14 protein-coding genes are annotated in these 17,155 nt (G+C 68.3%); 10 read left to right on the forward strand and 4 right to left on the reverse strand.

Annotation, left to right across the window (positions count from 1 at the left end):
- Positions 1–57 precede the first annotated feature (57 nt).
- From ACXJJ8_RS04895 to ACXJJ8_RS04910, 4 genes are all read left to right on the forward strand, one after another.
- Positions 58–1,449 carry a cytochrome ubiquinol oxidase subunit I gene (locus tag ACXJJ8_RS04895; RefSeq protein ID WP_499027276.1) on the forward strand — a complete coding sequence of 464 codons (1,392 nt, stop codon included), beginning with the start codon at positions 58–60 and terminating at the stop codon, positions 1,447–1,449.
- Positions 1,449–2,456: a cytochrome d ubiquinol oxidase subunit II gene (cydB, locus tag ACXJJ8_RS04900; RefSeq protein ID WP_499027277.1), complete on the forward strand. Its 1,008-nt coding sequence runs from the start codon at positions 1,449–1,451 to the stop codon at positions 2,454–2,456. Before ACXJJ8_RS04895 ends, cydB begins: the two co-directional genes overlap by 1 nt.
- Before the next feature lie 85 nt (positions 2,457–2,541).
- Positions 2,542–2,811 carry a YcgL domain-containing protein gene (locus ACXJJ8_RS04905; protein ID WP_499027278.1) on the forward strand — a complete coding sequence of 90 codons (270 nt, stop codon included), beginning with the start codon at positions 2,542–2,544 and terminating at the stop codon, positions 2,809–2,811.
- Positions 2,804–6,103, forward strand: coding sequence for an ankyrin repeat domain-containing protein (locus tag ACXJJ8_RS04910; RefSeq protein WP_499027279.1), 3,300 nt, complete (start codon positions 2,804–2,806; stop codon positions 6,101–6,103). The genes ACXJJ8_RS04905 and ACXJJ8_RS04910 overlap by 8 nt, the downstream gene beginning before the upstream one ends.
- Here ACXJJ8_RS04910 and ACXJJ8_RS04915 read toward each other — a convergent pair.
- On the reverse strand, positions 6,100–7,950 hold the full coding sequence (locus tag ACXJJ8_RS04915) for a monovalent cation:proton antiporter-2 (CPA2) family protein (RefSeq protein WP_499027280.1): 1,851 nt from the start codon (positions 7,948–7,950) through the stop codon (positions 6,100–6,102). The genes ACXJJ8_RS04910 and ACXJJ8_RS04915 overlap by 4 nt on opposite strands.
- A gap of 106 nt (positions 7,951–8,056) precedes the next feature.
- Between ACXJJ8_RS04915 and ACXJJ8_RS04920 the strand changes: the two genes are divergently transcribed.
- Positions 8,057–8,980: an energy transducer TonB gene (locus ACXJJ8_RS04920; RefSeq protein ID WP_499027281.1), complete on the forward strand. Its 924-nt coding sequence runs from the start codon at positions 8,057–8,059 to the stop codon at positions 8,978–8,980.
- 48 nt (positions 8,981–9,028) lie between these two features.
- On the opposite strand, the gene rho is transcribed toward ACXJJ8_RS04920, so the two are convergent.
- Together rho and trxA are read right to left on the reverse strand one after the other, a co-directional pair.
- Positions 9,029–10,699, reverse strand: a complete 1,671-nt coding sequence (gene rho, locus ACXJJ8_RS04925; RefSeq protein WP_499027282.1) for a transcription termination factor Rho — start codon at positions 10,697–10,699, stop codon at positions 9,029–9,031.
- Positions 10,700–10,912: 213 nt separating this feature from the next.
- Positions 10,913–11,239, reverse strand: coding sequence for a thioredoxin TrxA (gene trxA / locus ACXJJ8_RS04930; RefSeq protein WP_498959269.1), 327 nt, complete (start codon positions 11,237–11,239; stop codon positions 10,913–10,915).
- A gap of 202 nt (positions 11,240–11,441) precedes the next feature.
- Between trxA and rhlB the strand changes: the two genes are divergently transcribed.
- The 5 genes from rhlB (at position 11,442) to ung (ending at position 16,447) form a co-directional block, all read left to right on the forward strand.
- Positions 11,442–13,154 (forward strand): ATP-dependent RNA helicase RhlB, encoded by a 1,713-nt coding sequence (gene rhlB, locus ACXJJ8_RS04935; protein ID WP_499027283.1) that lies wholly within the window; start codon positions 11,442–11,444, stop codon positions 13,152–13,154.
- Positions 13,155–13,226: 72 nt separating this feature from the next.
- Positions 13,227–13,916 (forward strand): cell division ATP-binding protein FtsE, encoded by a 690-nt coding sequence (ftsE, locus tag ACXJJ8_RS04940; RefSeq protein ID WP_499027284.1) that lies wholly within the window; start codon positions 13,227–13,229, stop codon positions 13,914–13,916.
- On the forward strand, positions 13,909–14,898 hold the full coding sequence (gene ftsX / locus ACXJJ8_RS04945) for a permease-like cell division protein FtsX (protein ID WP_499027285.1): 990 nt from the start codon (positions 13,909–13,911) through the stop codon (positions 14,896–14,898). The genes ftsE and ftsX overlap by 8 nt, the downstream gene beginning before the upstream one ends.
- The gene (locus ACXJJ8_RS04950; protein WP_499027286.1) at positions 14,895–15,746 is read left to right on the forward strand and encodes a response regulator; all 852 of its coding nucleotides are present in this window, start codon (positions 14,895–14,897) and stop codon (positions 15,744–15,746) included. The genes ftsX and ACXJJ8_RS04950 overlap by 4 nt, the downstream gene beginning before the upstream one ends.
- The gene (gene ung / locus ACXJJ8_RS04955) at positions 15,743–16,447 is read left to right on the forward strand and encodes a uracil-DNA glycosylase (protein ID WP_499027287.1); all 705 of its coding nucleotides are present in this window, start codon (positions 15,743–15,745) and stop codon (positions 16,445–16,447) included. Before ACXJJ8_RS04950 ends, ung begins: the two co-directional genes overlap by 4 nt.
- Here ung and folE read toward each other — a convergent pair.
- Positions 16,444–17,058 carry a GTP cyclohydrolase I gene (gene folE / locus ACXJJ8_RS04960; protein ID WP_499027288.1) on the reverse strand — a complete coding sequence of 205 codons (615 nt, stop codon included), beginning with the start codon at positions 17,056–17,058 and terminating at the stop codon, positions 16,444–16,446. The two genes, ung and folE, sit on opposite strands and share 4 nt — an antisense overlap.
- Between the last annotated feature and the right edge of the window lie 97 nt (positions 17,059–17,155).

Consider the following 17,155-nt stretch of genomic DNA (forward strand, 5'->3'; position numbering starts at 1 on the left):
TCGACAGGTTCAGACTATGCAGCGCGGCGCCGCCCCCGCGTGCCGCGGAGGCACTGCGTGGATGCCCTGCTGCTCTCGCGGATCCAGTTCGGGTTCGTCATTTCGTTCCACATCCTCTTTCCGTCTTTCACCATCGGCCTCGCCAGCTGGCTCGCCTTCCTGGAATGGCGCTGGCTGCGCACGCGCGACGGGATGTGGCTGGAGCTGTACAAGTTCTGGCTGAAGATCTTCGCCGTCAGCTTCGGCATGGGCGTGGTGAGCGGCATCGTGATGAGTTTCCAGTTCGGAACGAACTGGGCGGTCCTGAGCGAACGCGCCGGCAACATCCTCGGGCCGCTGCTGTCCTACGAAGTGCTCACCGCGTTCTTCCTGGAGGCCACGTTCCTCGGCGTGATGCTCTTCGGCATCAAGCGCGTCAAGCCGTCGATGCATTTCTTCGCGACCTGCATGGTCGCGCTGGGCACGCTGATCTCGACATTCTGGATCATCGCCGCCAACAGCTGGATGCAGACGCCGCAGGGTTACGTGATCGATACGCAGGGCGTGTTCCAGCCCGCCGACTGGTGGGCGATCATCTTCAACCCCTCGTTCCCCTATCGCCTGCCGCACATGGTGCTCGCGGCGTTCATCACGACGTGCTTCGTGATCGGTGGCGTGTCGGCGTGGTACCTGCGGCGCGGCGCGCACGTGGAAGAAGCCAAACGCATGCTCAAACTTGCGATCGCCTTCGCGGCCATCGCGGTGCCGCTGCAGATCCTCGCCGGCGACCAGCACGGGTTGAACGTGCTCGAGCACCAGCCCGTCAAGCTCGCGGCGATGGAAGCGCACTGGGAAACGCACCCGGGCGGCGTGCCCCTGGTGTTGTTCGCGGTGCCCAATGAAAAAGCCGAGCGCAACGATTACGAAATCGCGATTCCCAAGCTCGGCAGCCTGATCCTCACCCACTCGATGGACGGGGAGGTCCAGCCGCTGAAGGCCGTTCCGCCGGAAGATCGGCCACCGGTGAAGCCGGTGTTCTACGCATTCCGCGTGATGGTCGGGCTCGGCACGCTGATGTTGCTGCTGACGTTCGCCTCGTTGTGGCAATGGCGGCGCGGGCGCCTGTTCGATTCGCCGTTGTTGCTGCGCGGGTGGAATTACATGTTGCCCGCGGGTTTCGTCGCGATGCTCGCCGGTTGGTATGTCGTGGAAATCGGCCGCCAGCCCTACGTGGTCTACGGTGTGCTGCGGACTGCGGATGCCGTGTCGCCCACCCTGGCGGCGGCCGCCGTATGGACGTCGCTGATCACCTTCGCGGTGGTGTACGCGATCGTATTCGGCTCCGGCATCTGGTACCTCGCGCGCCTCGTGCGCGTCGGACCTGCGAAGCACCAGCCCGCGCCCGACACCGAAGCCGGCGACAAGACGCCCGCGCGCCCACTGTCGGTCGGCAACAAGGAGGCCGTGTGATGGATTACTGGCTGCCCGTGGCGTGGTTCGGCGTGATCGGTTTCGGCGTGCTGATGTACGTGCTGCTCGATGGGTTCGTGCTCGGCCTGGGCATCCTGGCGCCCTTCGCCGAGGACGAGCACCAGCTCGACCACATGATGAACACGGCCGCGCCCATCTGGGACGGCAACGAAACCTGGCTGGTGCTCGGCGGGGTGGGCTTGCTCGCGGCGTTTCCGAAGGCCTATGCGACAGTGCTCTCCGCGCTGTACCTGCCGGTCCTGTTGATGCTCATCGCGCTGGTGTTCCGCGGCGTCGCCTTCGAATTCCGCTTCAAGGCCGTGCGCGGCAAGCCCTGGTGGGGCGCGGCGTTCGCGCTCGGTTCGATGTTCACGGCCTTTGCGCAGGGCCTGATCCTCGGCGCGCTGGTCGAAGGCATGCCGTTGCAGGAAGGCAAGTACGTCGGCGGCGCATTCGGGTGGTTCAGTCCGTTCTCGATGCTGACGGGCGTGTCGGTGGTCTTCGGCTATGCGCTGCTCGGTTCGACGTGGCTGATCCTCAAGACCGAGGGGCGGCTCCAGCAGATCGCGCGCACGCTCACGCGGCCGCTGGTGCTGGTGGTGATCGCGTTCATGGGCCTGGTCAGCGCGTGGCTGCCGTTCCTGGACTCGCGAATCATGGCCCGCTGGTTCGAAGGCGGGAATTTCTGGTGGCTCTCGCCGGTGCCGTTGCTCGCGCTGCTCAACGCGTGGTGGCTGTGGCGCGCGGCGACGCGTGAAGGGCGGGATGCGGCGCCATTCATCCTGGCGTTGTGCTTCTTCGCGCTCGGGTTCGCGGGGCTGGTGCTGGGCCTGTGGCCGAACATCGTGCCGCCCTCGATGACGATCTGGGAGGCTGCATCGGCGCCTTCGTCGCAGATTTTCGTCGGCGTCGGGCTCGTGTTCCTGCTGCCGGCGATCCTCGGTTACACGTACTGGTCGTACTCGGTGTTCCGCGGCAAGGTGGCGGCCGACGCGGGCTATCACTGAAATCCGCCTCTTCACAACGCGAATTGCGGGTTCCGTCACAACGTTTATTCCGACACAATCATCGCGTCCCCCGTCCAAGGCCGCGATGCACGCTTTCGTCTACAAGAGCCTCCTGCAAGCCGACACCTACGTCTACCTGGCCAGGCGCGATGATTTCGCGTCGCTGCCGCCGCCGCTCGCGACCCAGCTCGGGGCGCTGCAGTTCGTCCTCGAAGTCGCGTTGACGCCCGAGCGCAAGCTTGCGCTCGCCGATCCGGAAGTCGTGCGCGGCAACCTTGCGGCGCGTGGCTTCCACGTGCAGTTCCCGAAGACCATGCTGGATCCGATGACCGAGGACTGGGGCACCGATGCCTGAGTCCACGCGCTCCATCGGGCGGATCGCAGGCTTGGCGCTCGCCGGCATCGCGCTCACGCTGTTGCTCGCCATCGATGCCTGGCCGCTCGCGCTGGCCGGTGCGCTCGCACAGCCTGCGTACGCGCTCGCGGTGTCGTGGTGGCGCGGCACGCGCGGTGCGTCGAAGTGGCGGCGCGATGCGCTGGCGCTCGCCGGTACGTGGGTCGCGGGCATCGCGGTCGTGGCGGTCCTGGTCATCTGGCCGCTCGCGGCGCTGCGCGAAACCGGAAGTCTGTCCGCGGCGATCGGCCTGAGCGTCGTCGCGGGCGTCGCCTTGCTGCTGCTCTGGCGCACCTGGCCGATGTGGCATGCGCTGGAACGGGAAGGCGGCGCGCTCGCGCCGTTGTGGCGCAGCCTGTCGGAAGTCGAAATCGGCGCGTGGCGCGGGCTGGGCGTGGCGGCGATCGTCGCGGCGATCGCAGGCGCGGTGATTGCGCTGGCTTGGCCGGGGCTCGTCGCGATTTCGGTTCGCTGGCCGATGGCGATCGTGCTTGCGCTCTTCGCACCCGTGCTCCACTTCGTGCTGCAAAGCCTGCCGGCGCCCTCGCCGTTGCCGATCGAAACGCTGCTCGCGGCGATGGAACCGGACAGCGATGGGGATGTCGCCGAGCCGATTGCGATGGAGGACGACCTCGAGACCGCGCTCTACGCCGCCGCCCGCGGCGGCCGCGTCGATCGCGCGCTCGCGCTGCTGGAATCGGGCGCGAATCCGCATGCGTTGCCCGCCGCCGACGAACGCGACCAGCGCACGTTGCCGATGCTCGCGGCCATCCTTCCGGACCTGCGCCTGCTGCGCACGCTGATCCAGCACGGCGTCGACGTGAACGCCGCGCACGGCGGCATGGCACCGCTGCTCGCCGCCACGCGGGACAGTTGGCACGGCCGCCCCGAAGCGGTGATGACGCTGCTCGCCAACGGCGCCGACCCGCGCGTGGCCGACAGCGATGGGAACACGCCGCTGCATCACGCCGCCCGCAGTTCCGATCCCGGCGTCGCCGCGCTCCTGCGCGATGCGGCGGCGGACATCGACGCGATCAACCGCGACGGCATCACGCCGCTCGGCATCGCCTGCGCATCAGGCAACTGGCGCCTGGCGCGTTTCCTGCTCGAACGTGGCGCGAAGCCCGAAGTGCCCGGCGCCTCGCCCGTGTTGCTTGCCGCCGCCGGCACCGAGGAAGACGACGTCGCCGGCGTGCAATTGCTGCTGCGCCACAAGGCGAAGCCCGACGCGCGCGACGCACGCGGCCGCAGTGCGTTGCACGAAGCCGCGCGCCGTGGACACGTGGAAATCGTCGAAGCCTTGCTCGCCACCGGCGCCGATGCGCATGCGCGCGACGGCGAGGGGCGCACGCCGTGGCTCGACGCCGCACGCGGCGGTCATCTCGAGGTGCTCGAACGCTTGCTGCCGCATCGCCCCGATGTCGCGATCACGAATGCCGACGGTCGCGATGCATTGATGCTGGCCGCCACCGCCGACAACGCGTCGGCCGCGCTCGTTCGCCGGCTGCTCGGACTCGGCCTGGATCCCGGTCGCCGCGACAACGAGGGCCGCCGCGCCGCCGAACACGCCGCCGCCGCCGGGCGCTGGACGATCGTCGCGGTGCTCGATCCCGCCTACCCCCTGCCCGCGGCGGTCGCCGATGCGGGCGGTTCGTCGACGGCGATCGACCGCGCGCCGGTGACGTTGCTGCGCGATGCGATCCGCGACGGACGCCTGGACGACATGCACAGCGTCGTCGGCTTGCTCTCGCCGCGCGAACTCGGTGCGCAATTGCGCGAGATGCCGATCACCGGCCCGGGCGCGCCGGCGAACGTCGCTTCGCGCATCGATTGGTTGTTGTCGCAAGGCGCCGATGCGGACCAACGCGAGGGCCTGGACGACAACACGATGTTCGCCTTGCTCGCGCAGGGCCCCGTCGCCGCTTCGGCCTTGCAGACCCTGTTGCGTCGCGCGGTGTCGCCGGCCGGTAGCGGCGGCCTGGCGCGCTTCCTCGCCGCGTGCGTGCAGAGCGATCACGCGGGGCGTGGTCTCGAACAGCTCGCGATGGACTTGCTCGAACGCGGCGCCGATGCCTGGGCGCCTTCGCCCGCCGGCGATCCGCCGCTCGCACTCGCGGTGCGCCTGGGTTGGTTGCGTGTCGTCGAACGCCTCGTCGCGCAGGGCGTGGATCTGAACGCGCGCGATTCGCACGGCATGACCGCGTTGCACCTGGCCGCGGCGCTTGGTCGCGAAGCGGCGTTGAAGGCGTTGATCGCACACGGCGCCGATCCGGACATGCGCGCGGCCGACGGACAGACGCCGCTCGGCGTCGCGCTGTCGTCGGGCCGTCGCGATCTCGCCGACTGGCTCGACTGGCGGGGTTGGCCCTTGCCGGGTCGCCCGTTGCAGGCGTCGGATCTGCCATCGGCGGCGATCGTCGGTGAAGCCGATGCGGTGCGGCGCCTGCTCGACCTGGGCTTGTCGGTCGATGCGACGGATACGCAAGGTTGCACGGCGTTGCTGCGCGCGGCCGGGGGCGGACATCGCGCGGTCGTCGACCTGCTGCTCGCGCGTGGCGCCGATCCGCGCCTTGCCGCGCGCTCCGGTGCGACGCCACTCTCGGCTGCGGTGAGCATGCGGCAAGTCGACATCGTCGAACGCCTGCTCACCGCGGGCGCGCCGCTCGAACAACGCCTTCCGGGCGACGTGACCGTCCTGATGCTGGCGGCCGCGCTGGGTTTGCCGGATCTCGTCGCACGCCTGATCACCGCCGGCGCCGACGTGCACGCCGGCGACGCGCAAGGCCTCGCGCCGCTGCATTGCGCCGCCCTTTACGGATTCACCGCGCGCGAACGCCCGCGCCTGGTCGCGTTGCTCGACACGTTGTTGCTCGCCGGCGCGGAAGCCGACCAGCCCGCAGCCGGTGGCGTCACGCCGCTGTTGTTGCTGCTCGGTGCGCGCGCCGAACCCGGCACGGCCTGCGACGAAGAAGTCGTGCTCGCCGGCCTGGAACGGCTGCTGGATGAAACCGTCTCGCTGGACGCACGCGACCCGCGCGGCTTCGGCCCGCTGCACCTGGCGTCGCTGCATGGCCTGTTGCAGATCGTGCAACGCCTCCTGCGCGCCGGCGCCGACCCCGACCTGCGCGATGGGTTGAATCGCAGCGCGCGCGAGATCGCGGTGATGCGCGGCTTCATCGATGTCGCGGCGGAATTCGTGCCGGCGACGCCGGGCGGTGTTTCGATGGCGCGGTTCCTGCGCGAGCCGCGTTAGGCATCCCCCGGCCGCACGGAGGCCGGGTCGGCGACAGACCGCTCTTCTTTCGCGCGCGGCTGCCCCAGGCCGCCGAGCACGCCTTCGCCGCGGTCCGCGCCGAAGAGCTGTTCGAGTTCGACGCGCGCCTGTTCGACCGTCTGCAGGATCGCCTGCTCGTCGTCCTGCACGAGATATTGCGTGCGCAGCAGCGCTTCATCGTGTTCGCGGAAGCGACGCGCGCGCTCGGCGGCCGCGGCGGGCGACAGGCCCATCTCGACGAGCACGCGTTCGCCCATGACCAGGCTCGAATGGAAGGTCTCGCGCACGACCTGCGCGCCATGGTCCATCAACTGCCACGCATGGCGGCGGTTGCGGGCACGCGCGAAGACGGTCGCTGCCGGGTACTGGCGCCGGATGGTGTCCACCGTGCGCAGGTTCGCTTCGACATCGTCGATCGCGATCACGAACACTTTCACCTGCGCCGCACCGGCCGAGCGCAGCAGTTCGGAATTGGCCGGATCGCCGTAATAGATCGTGCTGCCGAAGCGGCGCATGAACTCGACTTGTTCCTGGCTGTGCTCGATTGCGATGAAGGGGATGCGCTGCGCCGCGAGCAAGCGCGCGACCACCTGCCCGAAGCGGCCCATGCCCGCGATGAGGACCTGGGGCTCCTGCTCCTGCACGCCGATCTTGTCGAACTTGCGCGGCTTGGACTTCGGGGCGACCAGCCAGCGCGACAGGAAGATGTAAAGCGGCGGCGTCAGCGCCATCGACACGCCGACTATGGCCACCAGGTGTCCCTGCAGATCGCGCCCAATCAGCCCGACGCGCGCCGCATCGCCAAACACCACGAAGGCGAACTCGCCGCCCAGTGCGAGCACGCTCGCCAACAGCAGCGAATCGCGATTCGGCAGGCCACCCGAAATTCGGCCGATGCCGTACAGCAGCACGAACTTCGTCGTCATCAGCAAGGTCACGCCGACCCCGACGAACCACGGATCGGCGATCACCGCCGTCACGTTGATCGACATGCCCACCGCGATGAAGAACAAGCCGAGCAGCAGGCCTTCGAACGGTTTGATCTGCGCTTCCAATTCGTGGCGGAACTCCGAGTCGGCAAGCAACACGCCGGCGAGGAACGCGCCCAGGCCCATCGTCAGCCCCGCCAGTTGCATGATCCACGCCGCACCCAGCACGGTGAGCAACGCACTGGCGGTGAAGACTTCGGGCATGTCGATGCGCGCGACAATCCGGAACATCTGCCGCAGCAACAACCGGCCGCCGACCACGACGATCGCGATCGCGCCGATCGCCTTGCCGACCGCCATCCACGACACGCCCTGTCCCTGCGCGCCGCCGAGCAGCGGAATTGCCGCAAGCAGCGGAATCGCCGCCAGATCCTGGAAGAGCAGGATCGCGAAGGCGAGCCGCCCGTGCGCGGTGGTCAATGCCTTGCGTTCGGCCAACAACTGCAGGCCGACGGCCGTCGAGGAAAACGCCAGGCCCAGGCCCACGACGATCGATGCGGGAAACGTCACGCCGCGCAATTGCGTGAGCAGCGCGAGCGCGACGCCGCAGGCGAGCATCTGCAAACCGCCCGAGCCGAACACCGGCTTGCGCATCACCGACAGGCGCGAAGGCGAGAGCTCCAGGCCGATGACGAACAGCAGCATGACCACGCCGATCTCGCTCGCGCCGAGCACCGGCGCGACGTCGCGGATCACGCGGAACCCGTAAGGCCCCAACGCAACGCCTGCCACCAGGTAGCCCAGCACCGCGCCCAGCCCGAAGCGCCGGAACACCGGCACCGCGACCACCGCGGCCAGCAGGAAGACCAGGGCCAGTTCGAGTCCGCCGCCGTGCATGACCACCTCCTCGGGCGATTATGTAGGATGCACCCGCGAGCCACATGACGGTTGCCGCTGGTACATGGGGACGGTCATCTCCTCAACCACGGATCGGACCACGGCCATGCAAAGGACTGCCCTCATTGCTGCGATCGCCTGCGCCTTCGCGCTCCCCGCCCTCGCCGCGAAACCCACGCCGACGCCAGAGATCGAAGACGTCCTCACCATGCGCGTCGACGGCACGATCGCCGTCGATGAGACAGGCAAGGTCATCGGGCACACGGTCGACACCCGGCTGGATCCGAAGCTGCGCGATCTGATCGACAGCGCGGTCGCGCAATGGCGTTTCGCGCCGCCGACCGCCAACGGAAAACCGGCGCGCGTGAAGAGCGCCATGCGCGTCACCCTCGCCGGCCGCACGGTCGACGAAGGAACGAGTGTCTCGATCGACAACGTGTATTTCTTCGACGCCGGCAAGGCGCAGGCGCCCTCGCACCTCGAGACCCAGGCGCCGACGTACCCGGAAACCGCGAAGCGCCAGCGCGCCACGATCACGATCGAGAAGATGGTGCGCCCGATCACCTACCCCGGCGACTATCACGTCAACGCCATGATCACGCTTGCGATCCGCGCGAACCCCGACGGCACCGTCGCCGACGTGTTTCCAACGCAATGCAGCCTGTATTTCGCGGGCGGCCCGCGCCTGGTGCTGGCGCGCGCGTGCAAGCGCATTTCCGAGGCGGCCGCGGAATCGGTGAAGACCTGGAAGGTCGGCGTGCAACTCAATGGCGATCTCCCGACGCCGGAAACGCTCACCGGCACGCTGCCGATCGAATACAGGATGGACACCGACGCCAGGCGCATCGGTGCGACCGGAGAACCGGGCCGCTGGCGCGCGGAGTCGCGGACGGCGTACACCCGCGCACCGTGGCTGGGCGAAGGTCGCTTCGCGCAACGCGTCGGCACGTCCGACGTCGTCGACGCGCAGATGGTGCCGCAGCAGTCGCCGCTGCAACGGCTGGACGACGAAGTGCCGCGCGCGCTTTGACGCATTCCGACACGCAAAAAAAAGCCCCGCATCGCGGGGCTTTTTTCTTCAGCGCTTCATCGAACCGAAGAACTCGTCGTTGGACTTGGTGTTCTTCATCTTGTCGAGCAGGAATTCCATCGCGGCGATCTCGTCCATCGGGTGGAGGAGCTTGCGCAGGATCCAGATCTTCTGGAGCATCTCCGGATCGATGAGCAGGTCTTCGCGGCGCGTGCCCGAGCGGTTGATGTCGATCGCCGGGTAAACGCGCTTTTCGGTGATGCGGCGGCTCAGGAGCACTTCGGAGTTGCCGGTGCCCTTGAACTCTTCGTAGATCACCTCGTCCATCTTGCTGCCGGTTTCGACCAGCGCGGTGGCGATGATCGTCAGCGAACCGCCTTCCTCGACGTTACGCGCCGCGCCGAAGAAACGCTTCGGACGGTGCAGCGCGTTGGCATCGACGCCGCCGGTGAGCACCTTGCCGGAGCTCGGGACGACGTTGTTGTAGGCGCGGGCCAGGCGGGTGATGGAGTCGAGCAGGATGACGACATCCTTCTTGTGCTCGACCAGGCGCTTGGCGCGCTCGATCACCATTTCGGCGACCTGCACGTGGCGCGCGGCCGGCTCGTCGAACGTGGAGGAGATGACCTCGCCGCGCACGGTGCGCTGCATTTCGGTCACTTCTTCCGGGCGCTCGTCGATGAGCAGCACGATCAGGTGCACGTCCGGGTGGTTGGTCGTGATGGCCGTGGCGACCGACTGCAGCATCATCGTCTTGCCCGCCTTCGGGGGCGAAACGATCAGGGCGCGCTGGCCCTTGCCCTGCGGGGCCATCAGATCGAGGATGCGGCCCGAGATGTCCTCGGTACTGCCGTTGCCGCGCTCCAGCGTGAAGCGGCGGCGCGGGAACAGCGGGGTGAGGTTCTCGAACAGGACCTTGTTCTTCGACGCTTCCAGCGGCTCGCCGTTGATCGTGTCGACCACCGACAGCGCGAAGTAGCGCTCGCCGTCCTTCGGGAAGCGGATGCGGCCGGAGAGATGGTCGCCGGTGCGCAGGTTGAAGCGGCGGATCTGGCTCGGCGAGATGTAGGTGTCGTCCGGGCCGGCGAGGTAACTGGCCTCGGCCGCGCGGAGGAAACCGAAACCGTCGGGCAGGATTTCGAGCACGCCGTCGGCGGCGACGCCTTCGCCGTGGCGGGTCAGCACCTTGAGCAGCGCGAAGATCACGTCCTGCTTGCGGGCACGCGCCACGCCTTCGGAGATGTTCAGCTGCTCGGCCACCTCCAGCAACTTCGCCGCAGGCATGCGCTTGAGGTCGCTGAGGGAATACTGCGGGAAGCCTTCCGGCACGCTCGGCGGCGGCATGCGCGGCTGCTGTTGCTGGAAGTTCTGTTCACCGCCGCCGTTGTCCTGCGGCATGCCATCGTCGCGGTAGCGCTCGCGCTGGCGGTCGCGGCGGTTGCGGAAGCGGTCGCGGCGGTTGTTGTTGTTGAAACGCTGCTGGTCGCCGCCCTGGCCTTCCTGGCCGCCGCCCTGGTCGCCGGCATCGCCCTGCGATTGCGGGGCTTGCGATTGCGGAGCCTGGTGCTGCGGAGGAGCAGGTGCGGGGGGCGGCGGAGGCGCGGCTTCGGCGGCCGGCGGGGGCGGAGTGGCTACGGCGGTGTCGCCCGCTGCAGTGGTGCGCGGTTTGCGCACGCGCTTCGCGGCGACGTCGCCGGAGTCGGTGGTGTTGTCGGACAAGCTGTGATCCTCGCTAAGCGGCGAGCGCTCGCGGTGCGCGAGCGGGGTTCTGGAAAGAGGGTTTCAGTAGGGTGCGGCGCACGCGTCGCGCGCCGGGTGAGTCGAAAACTAGCACTGCCCCGGCGCGGCGGCAAGCCTGCCGACGTCACCGGGAAGTGTGGGTGGTCGGAAGTCGCGGCCATGCGAAGGCCGGCCGCGGCGGCAAACGGTGCCTCAGAGCGCCTTGTCGAGCATCTGCGCGAGCTGGGCCTTGCCCACCGCGCCGATCTGGGTGGCCTGGACCTGGCCGTCCTTGAACAGGAGCAGCGTGGGGATGGAGCGCACGTGGTACTTCATCGCCGTGTTGCGGTTGGCGTCGATGTCGACCTTCACGATCTTGGCGCGGCCGGCATATCCGGCGGCCAGCTCGTCGAGGGCGGGGGCGATCATCTTGCACGGGCCGCACCAGGTCGCCCAGAAATCCACCAGCACCGGCCCGGATGCGTTGAGCACCTGGTTGTCGAAATCGGAATCGGTGGCGTGGATGACGGAGTCGTTCATTGCGTCCTCGGGGTGGTTCTGCGTCGGGCTGGCCGCGCGTGAAGTAAGGAACCCACGGGCATCCGCGGGCTGCTGCTAGACTTGGGCGCTGACCGCGGCGGCTTCAAGCCCCGCCCACACCCGGATTCAGCGCCCCGGCAGTCTGCTTCGCAGGCGCCCCCCGGCGCAAGGGCGACCCGGCGCCACAAACCATACCGAGCGCATGAGCGACAAGCCCCTAACCGATATCGCCTTTTCCGAATTCGACCTCCATCCCGCGCTGCTGGCCGGGCTCGAGGCCGCCGGGTTCAACCGTTGCACGCCCATCCAGGCGCTGACGCTGCCGATCGCCCTCGCCGGGCGTGACGTCGCCGGCCAGGCCCAGACCGGCACGGGCAAGACCCTCGCCTTCCTGATCACGACGCTGAACCGTTTGCTGACGCGTCCCGCGCTGGCCGACCGCAAGCCGGAAGATCCGCGCGCGCTGATCCTGGCGCCGACGCGCGAACTCGCCATCCAGATCCACAAGGATGCGGTGAAGTTCGGCAGCGACCTCGGGCTCAAGTTCGCCCTGGTCTACGGCGGCGTGGACTACGACAAGCAGCGCCAACTGCTCCAGGCCGGTGCCGACGTGATCATCGCGACCCCGGGCCGCCTGATCGACTACGTCAAGCAGCACAAGGTGGTTTCGCTGCACGCCTGCGAAATGTGCGTGCTGGACGAAGCCGACCGCATGTTCGACCTGGGCTTCATCAAGGACATCCGCTTCCTGCTGCGCCGCATGCCCGAACGCACGACGCGCCAGACCATGCTGTTCTCCGCCACCCTCTCGCACCGCGTGCTGGAGCTGGCGTACGAACACATGAACGAGCCGGAAAAGATCGTCGTCGAAAGCGAGTTCGTGACCGCCGCGCGCGTGCGCCAGAAGATCTATTACCCGGCCGACGAAGAGAAGATCCCGCTCCTGCTGGGCCTGCTCTCGCGCAGCGAAGGCGCCCGCACGATGGTGTTCGTGAACACCAAGGCCTTCGTCGAACGCGTGGCCCGCTCGCTGGAGAAGGCCGGCTACCGCGTCGGCGTGCTCTCCGGCGACGTGCCGCAGAAGAAGCGCGAGTCGCTGTTGAAGAAATTCCAGGCCGGCCAGCTCGAAATCCTCGTGGCGACCGACGTCGCCGCCCGCGGCCTGCACATCGACGGCGTCTCGCACGTCTACAACTACGACCTGCCCTTCGACGCCGAGGACTACGTCCACCGCATCGGCCGCACCGCGCGCCTCGGCGCCGAAGGCGACGCGATCAGCTTCGCGTGCGAGCGCTACGGCATGTCCTTGCCGGACATCGAGGCCTACATCGACCAGAAGATCCCCGGCGAGCACGTGACGCCGGACATGATGATCGCGCTGCCGCGCGCGCCGCGCCCGGTGGTCGAGGGCGAAGTGGGTGGCGAGGACGACAGCATCCACACGATTTTCCGGGAAGCGCGCGAGCAGAAGGCCGCCGACGAGCAACGTCGCGGTGGTGGCCGCGGCAAGCCGGGCGCCCCGCGTGCTGGCGGTTCGCGCACGGGCGGACGATCGGAAGGCGGGAGCGGCGAACGTCGCGAGCGCACCCCGCGTCCGCCGCGCAAGCGCGAAGGCGACGTGGCGGCGGCCGATGCCGCACCGAAGACGGAAACCGCGCCGAAGCCCGTCGTCGCCCAGGCCCCCAAGCCGCAGGGCAACGGCGAGTCCGCGCACCCCGAAGGCGAGCGCGCACCGCGCAAGCGCCGTCGGCGTCGTGGCGGCCGTCGCATCGAAGGCGCCGACACGCTGCAGGCCAAGCCCGCCCCCGTCGCCGCGCCTGCCGATACGTCGCCGGACGCGCGTCCTTCGCTGCTGGCGCGCATCGGCAAGGGCCTGAAGTCGCTGGTCACGCGCGCCCCGCGTTCGCAACACTGACGCCACGAGGCGGGGTCGCACAAACGTGAACCCCGCCTTCGCTGGAATGGCGAATCGCGCCATACTCCGCCCATGTCGGTCCTGCGCTTCGACAATGTCAGCAAGCAATACCCCGGCGGCCACGTTGCACTGACGGATGTCAGCTTCGCGGTCGCGCCGGGCGAAATGCTGTTCGTCACCGGCCACTCCGGCGCGGGCAAGAGCACGTTGCTCAAACTGATCCAACTCGCCGAGCGGCCCTCGCGCGGCACGGTGCTCTTCGACGAGAAGAACCTGGCGAAAGTGCGCGGCGGCAAGATCGCGCTGCATCGCCGCTCGGTCGGCGTGGTTTACCAGAACCATCAATTGCTCATGGATCGCACGGTCGGCGAGAACGTTTCGCTGCCGTTGATCCTGCGCGGCATGAAGCGCGGGGAGATCGGCAAGCGCGTGCGTTCGATGCTCGATCGCCTGGGCCTGGGCCCGCGCGAGAAAGCCCTGCCCTCGCAACTCTCGGCCGGCGAACAGCAACGCGTCGGCATCGCGCGCGCGCTCGTCGCCGAACCGATGCTGCTGGTCGCCGACGAACCGACCGGCAATCTCGACCCCACGCTGTCCGCCGAAATCCTTGCACTGTTCGCCGCCCTGCCCGAACGCGGCACGAGCGTGCTCGTCGCCAGCCACGACCTCGGCCTGATCAAGCGCATGCGCAAGCGCGTGCTCGTGCTCGACCAGGGCAAGCTCGCCGACGACATCGCGCCGGAGGAACTCGCCGATGCCTGAGCAACAGGTGGGCGCCGCGCCGAACGAACGCGCGCCCAACATCCGCGATCGTCGCGTGCATTCCAGCGGGCTCGGCGCGTGGTTCGACCATCATCTGTACAGCTTCATCGCCAGCCTGGGCCGCGTGTTCCGCAAGCCGTGGGCGACGCTGCTCACGATCGGCGTGATGGCGGTGGCGCTGGCGTTGCCGCTCGGGCTGTGGATCGTGCTGGCGAACGTGGAGCGCTTCGCCGGCGAAGTGCAGTCCTCGCGCCAGATCGCCGTCTACCTCAAGGTCGGCACCGGCGCGGCGCGCGCGAACGCGATCGCCAACGACCTGCGCACGCGCGCGGAAGTCGCATCGGTCGACGTGCGTTCGCCCGACCAGGGCCTGCAGACCTTGCGTGAGCGCGACGGCCTCGGTGAAGCGGTCGATGCGCTCGCCGCCACCGGCGATGCAAATCCACTGCCGTGGCTGCTTGTCGTGGCGCCGCGCGGCAATGAATCGGTTCTCGCCGAATCGCTCCGCACCTTGCCCGAAGCCGATCTCGTGCAACACGACGCGAAGTGGCGCACGCGCCTGGACAACTGGTTGCGCTTCGGCGGCCGCGTCGCACTCGTGCTTGCGGGCTTGCTCGGCCTCGGCGCCCTGCTCGTCGTCGGCAACACGGTGCGCCTGGACATCCAGTCGCGTCGCGAAGAAATCGGCGTGCTGCAGTTGCTCGGCGCGACCGACGGTTTCATCCGCCGCCCGTTCCTGTATCTGGGCGTGTGGTACGGGCTCGGCGCCGGTGCCTTCGCGCTCGCATTGCTCACCGCCGCGTGGATGGCGCTGCGCGCGCCGCTCGCGCAACTGGCGGACAGCTACGGCAGCGGGTTCACGTTGCAGGGCGTGGATGCGATGCAAGCCGCGATCGTCCTGGGCGTCGCGACGTTGCTCGGTTGGCTCGGTGCCGGCATCGTCACCGGCCACTTCCTCCGCCAGACGCGGCCGACGCGATGAGCAAGGCGCCCGCCGACCTTCGACATCTGATCAGCGACGCACCGCGCGTGATGGTCGTCGACGGCTCGAAACTCGTGCGCAAGTTGATCGGCGATGTGTTGGTGAAGGAATTGCCGAACGTCGAAGTCATCGGCTGCGCGGGCCTGGAAGAAGCGAAGGCCGCACTCCAAACCGGTCCGTTCCACCTGGTCACCACCGCGCTCATCCTCGCCGACGGCGACGGCCTCACGGTCGCCAAGGCGGTGCGCACTGCTTCGGGCCAGGCTTACGTGCCGGTGATCGTCGTGTCCGGCGAAGCCCAGGCGCGCCTGGAAAGCCGCAGCCTGAGCGAAGACGTCACCGACTATTTCGACAAGGGCCTCGGCCACACGGCGCTCGCCGCGTTCATCCGCGGCTACGTGCAGCCCGAACCGGTCGCCGGCGCGCGCGTGTTGTACGTCGAAGACAGCCGCGTCGTCGCGCTCGCCACCAAGCGCATGCTCGAACGCCAGGGCCTGAGCGTCGTGCACACCATCAGCGCCGAAGACGCGTTGAAGTATCTCGAGGCGAACCGCGAAGGCGATGATGCGCCGGGCGCCGACCTCGTACTCAGCGACGTCTACCTCAAGGGCGAGCTCAGCGGCCGGGATCTTCTCGCACGCATTCGCAACGACTTCGGTTACAACAAGCGGCAGTTGCCTGTGTTGGTGATGACCGGCGACGAGAACAAGGACAACCAGTCCGGTCTGCTGCGCGAAGGCGCGAACGATCTGGTGCTCAAGCCGATCGAAGAACGCCTGCTGGTGACCAAGACGCTGTTCCAGCTGCGCGTGGCGAAGCTGCCGGAGCAGCGCAGCATCGACGCATGAGCGCGCCCGCGCCCACGGGCGAGGGCGATCGCATTCGCCTGGATCCGAGCTGGAAGGAACGCCTCGGCGATTACCTCGCGCGCGAAGACATGCAAACCTTGCGTGGGTTCCTGCGCGAACGCATGCAAAAGGGCGTACGCGTGTTTCCGCCCGCGCCGCAGATGTTTGCCGCGCTCGACGCCACGCCGTTCGACAAGGTGAAGGTCGTGATCCTGGGCCAGGATCCGTATCACGGCTTCGGCCAGGCGCACGGGCTTTGCTTCTCCGTGCAGCACGGGACTGCCACGCCGCCGTCGCTGGTGAACATCTTCAAGGAACTGCAGCGCGACCTCGGCATCCCGCCACCCGCGCACGGCTGCCTCGATCACTGGGCCGAGCAAGGCGTGTTGCTGTTGAACGCGGTGCTGACGGTGGAAGAAGGCCGCGCGGGCGCGCATCAAGGCAAAGGTTGGGAAGGCTTTACCGACCACATCGTGGAAACGCTGAACCGCGAACGCGAACACCTCGTCTTCCTGCTGTGGGGCAGTTACGCGCAGGCGAAGGGCAAGATGATCGATACGGCGAAACATCGCGTGCTGAAAGCGCCCCACCCGTCCCCGCTGAGCGCGCATCGCGGGTTCATCGGATGCGGGCATTTTTCGAAGACGAACGAATATCTGGTTCGCCATGGGATGACGCCGATCGATTGGCGCTTGCCTTAGGCCAGCGACGCCAGCAACTCGCTGCGCCACGGCTCGCGTTCGAAATCGCCCAGCAGGCGCTTGGTCACCATGCCCACGCCATGCATCGCGATGCCGCGCGAACCGATGCATTCGTGCGAGGCCTTGATGACCACTGCGACGCCACGCGGTTGCAACACGCGGTCGAGCGTGTCGGCGATCTCGCACGTCAGGCGTTCCTGGATCTGCAGGCGGCGCGCGTACGCGTCGACCAGGCGCGCGAGCTTCGAAATCCCGACCACGCGCTCGCCCGGCAGATAGGCGACGTGTGCGACGCCGCGGATCGCCGCCATGTGGTGTTCGCACATCGAGCGCACGGGGATGTCGCGCAGCAGCACGATGTCGTCGTAGCCCGCGCTTTCGAAATCGCGCGCGAGCAGCGCGTCCGGATCGATCGCGTAGCCGCCGAACCATTCTTCGTAGGCGCGTGCGACGCGGGCCGGGGTGTCGACGAGGCCGGCGCGCGCGGGTGAATCGCCGGCCCAGCGGATCAGCGTGCGGATCGCGGCTTCGGCTTCGTGGCGCGAGGGGCGCGCTTCGTCGGCCGCGGGCGCGGTTTGCGGGTCGATCAGCTGCAAGCGAGCGTCGAGCATGGGTTTTCTCCTGGGTTTCCCATCGGATGCGCGGGTGCGCGCGAGGTTCCCGGGAACGTCGCTCGCGCTGCCGCATCCATCGGAGGAAGATCGCGCG

Source organism: Lysobacter sp. P5_C4, from assembly GCF_054049695.1.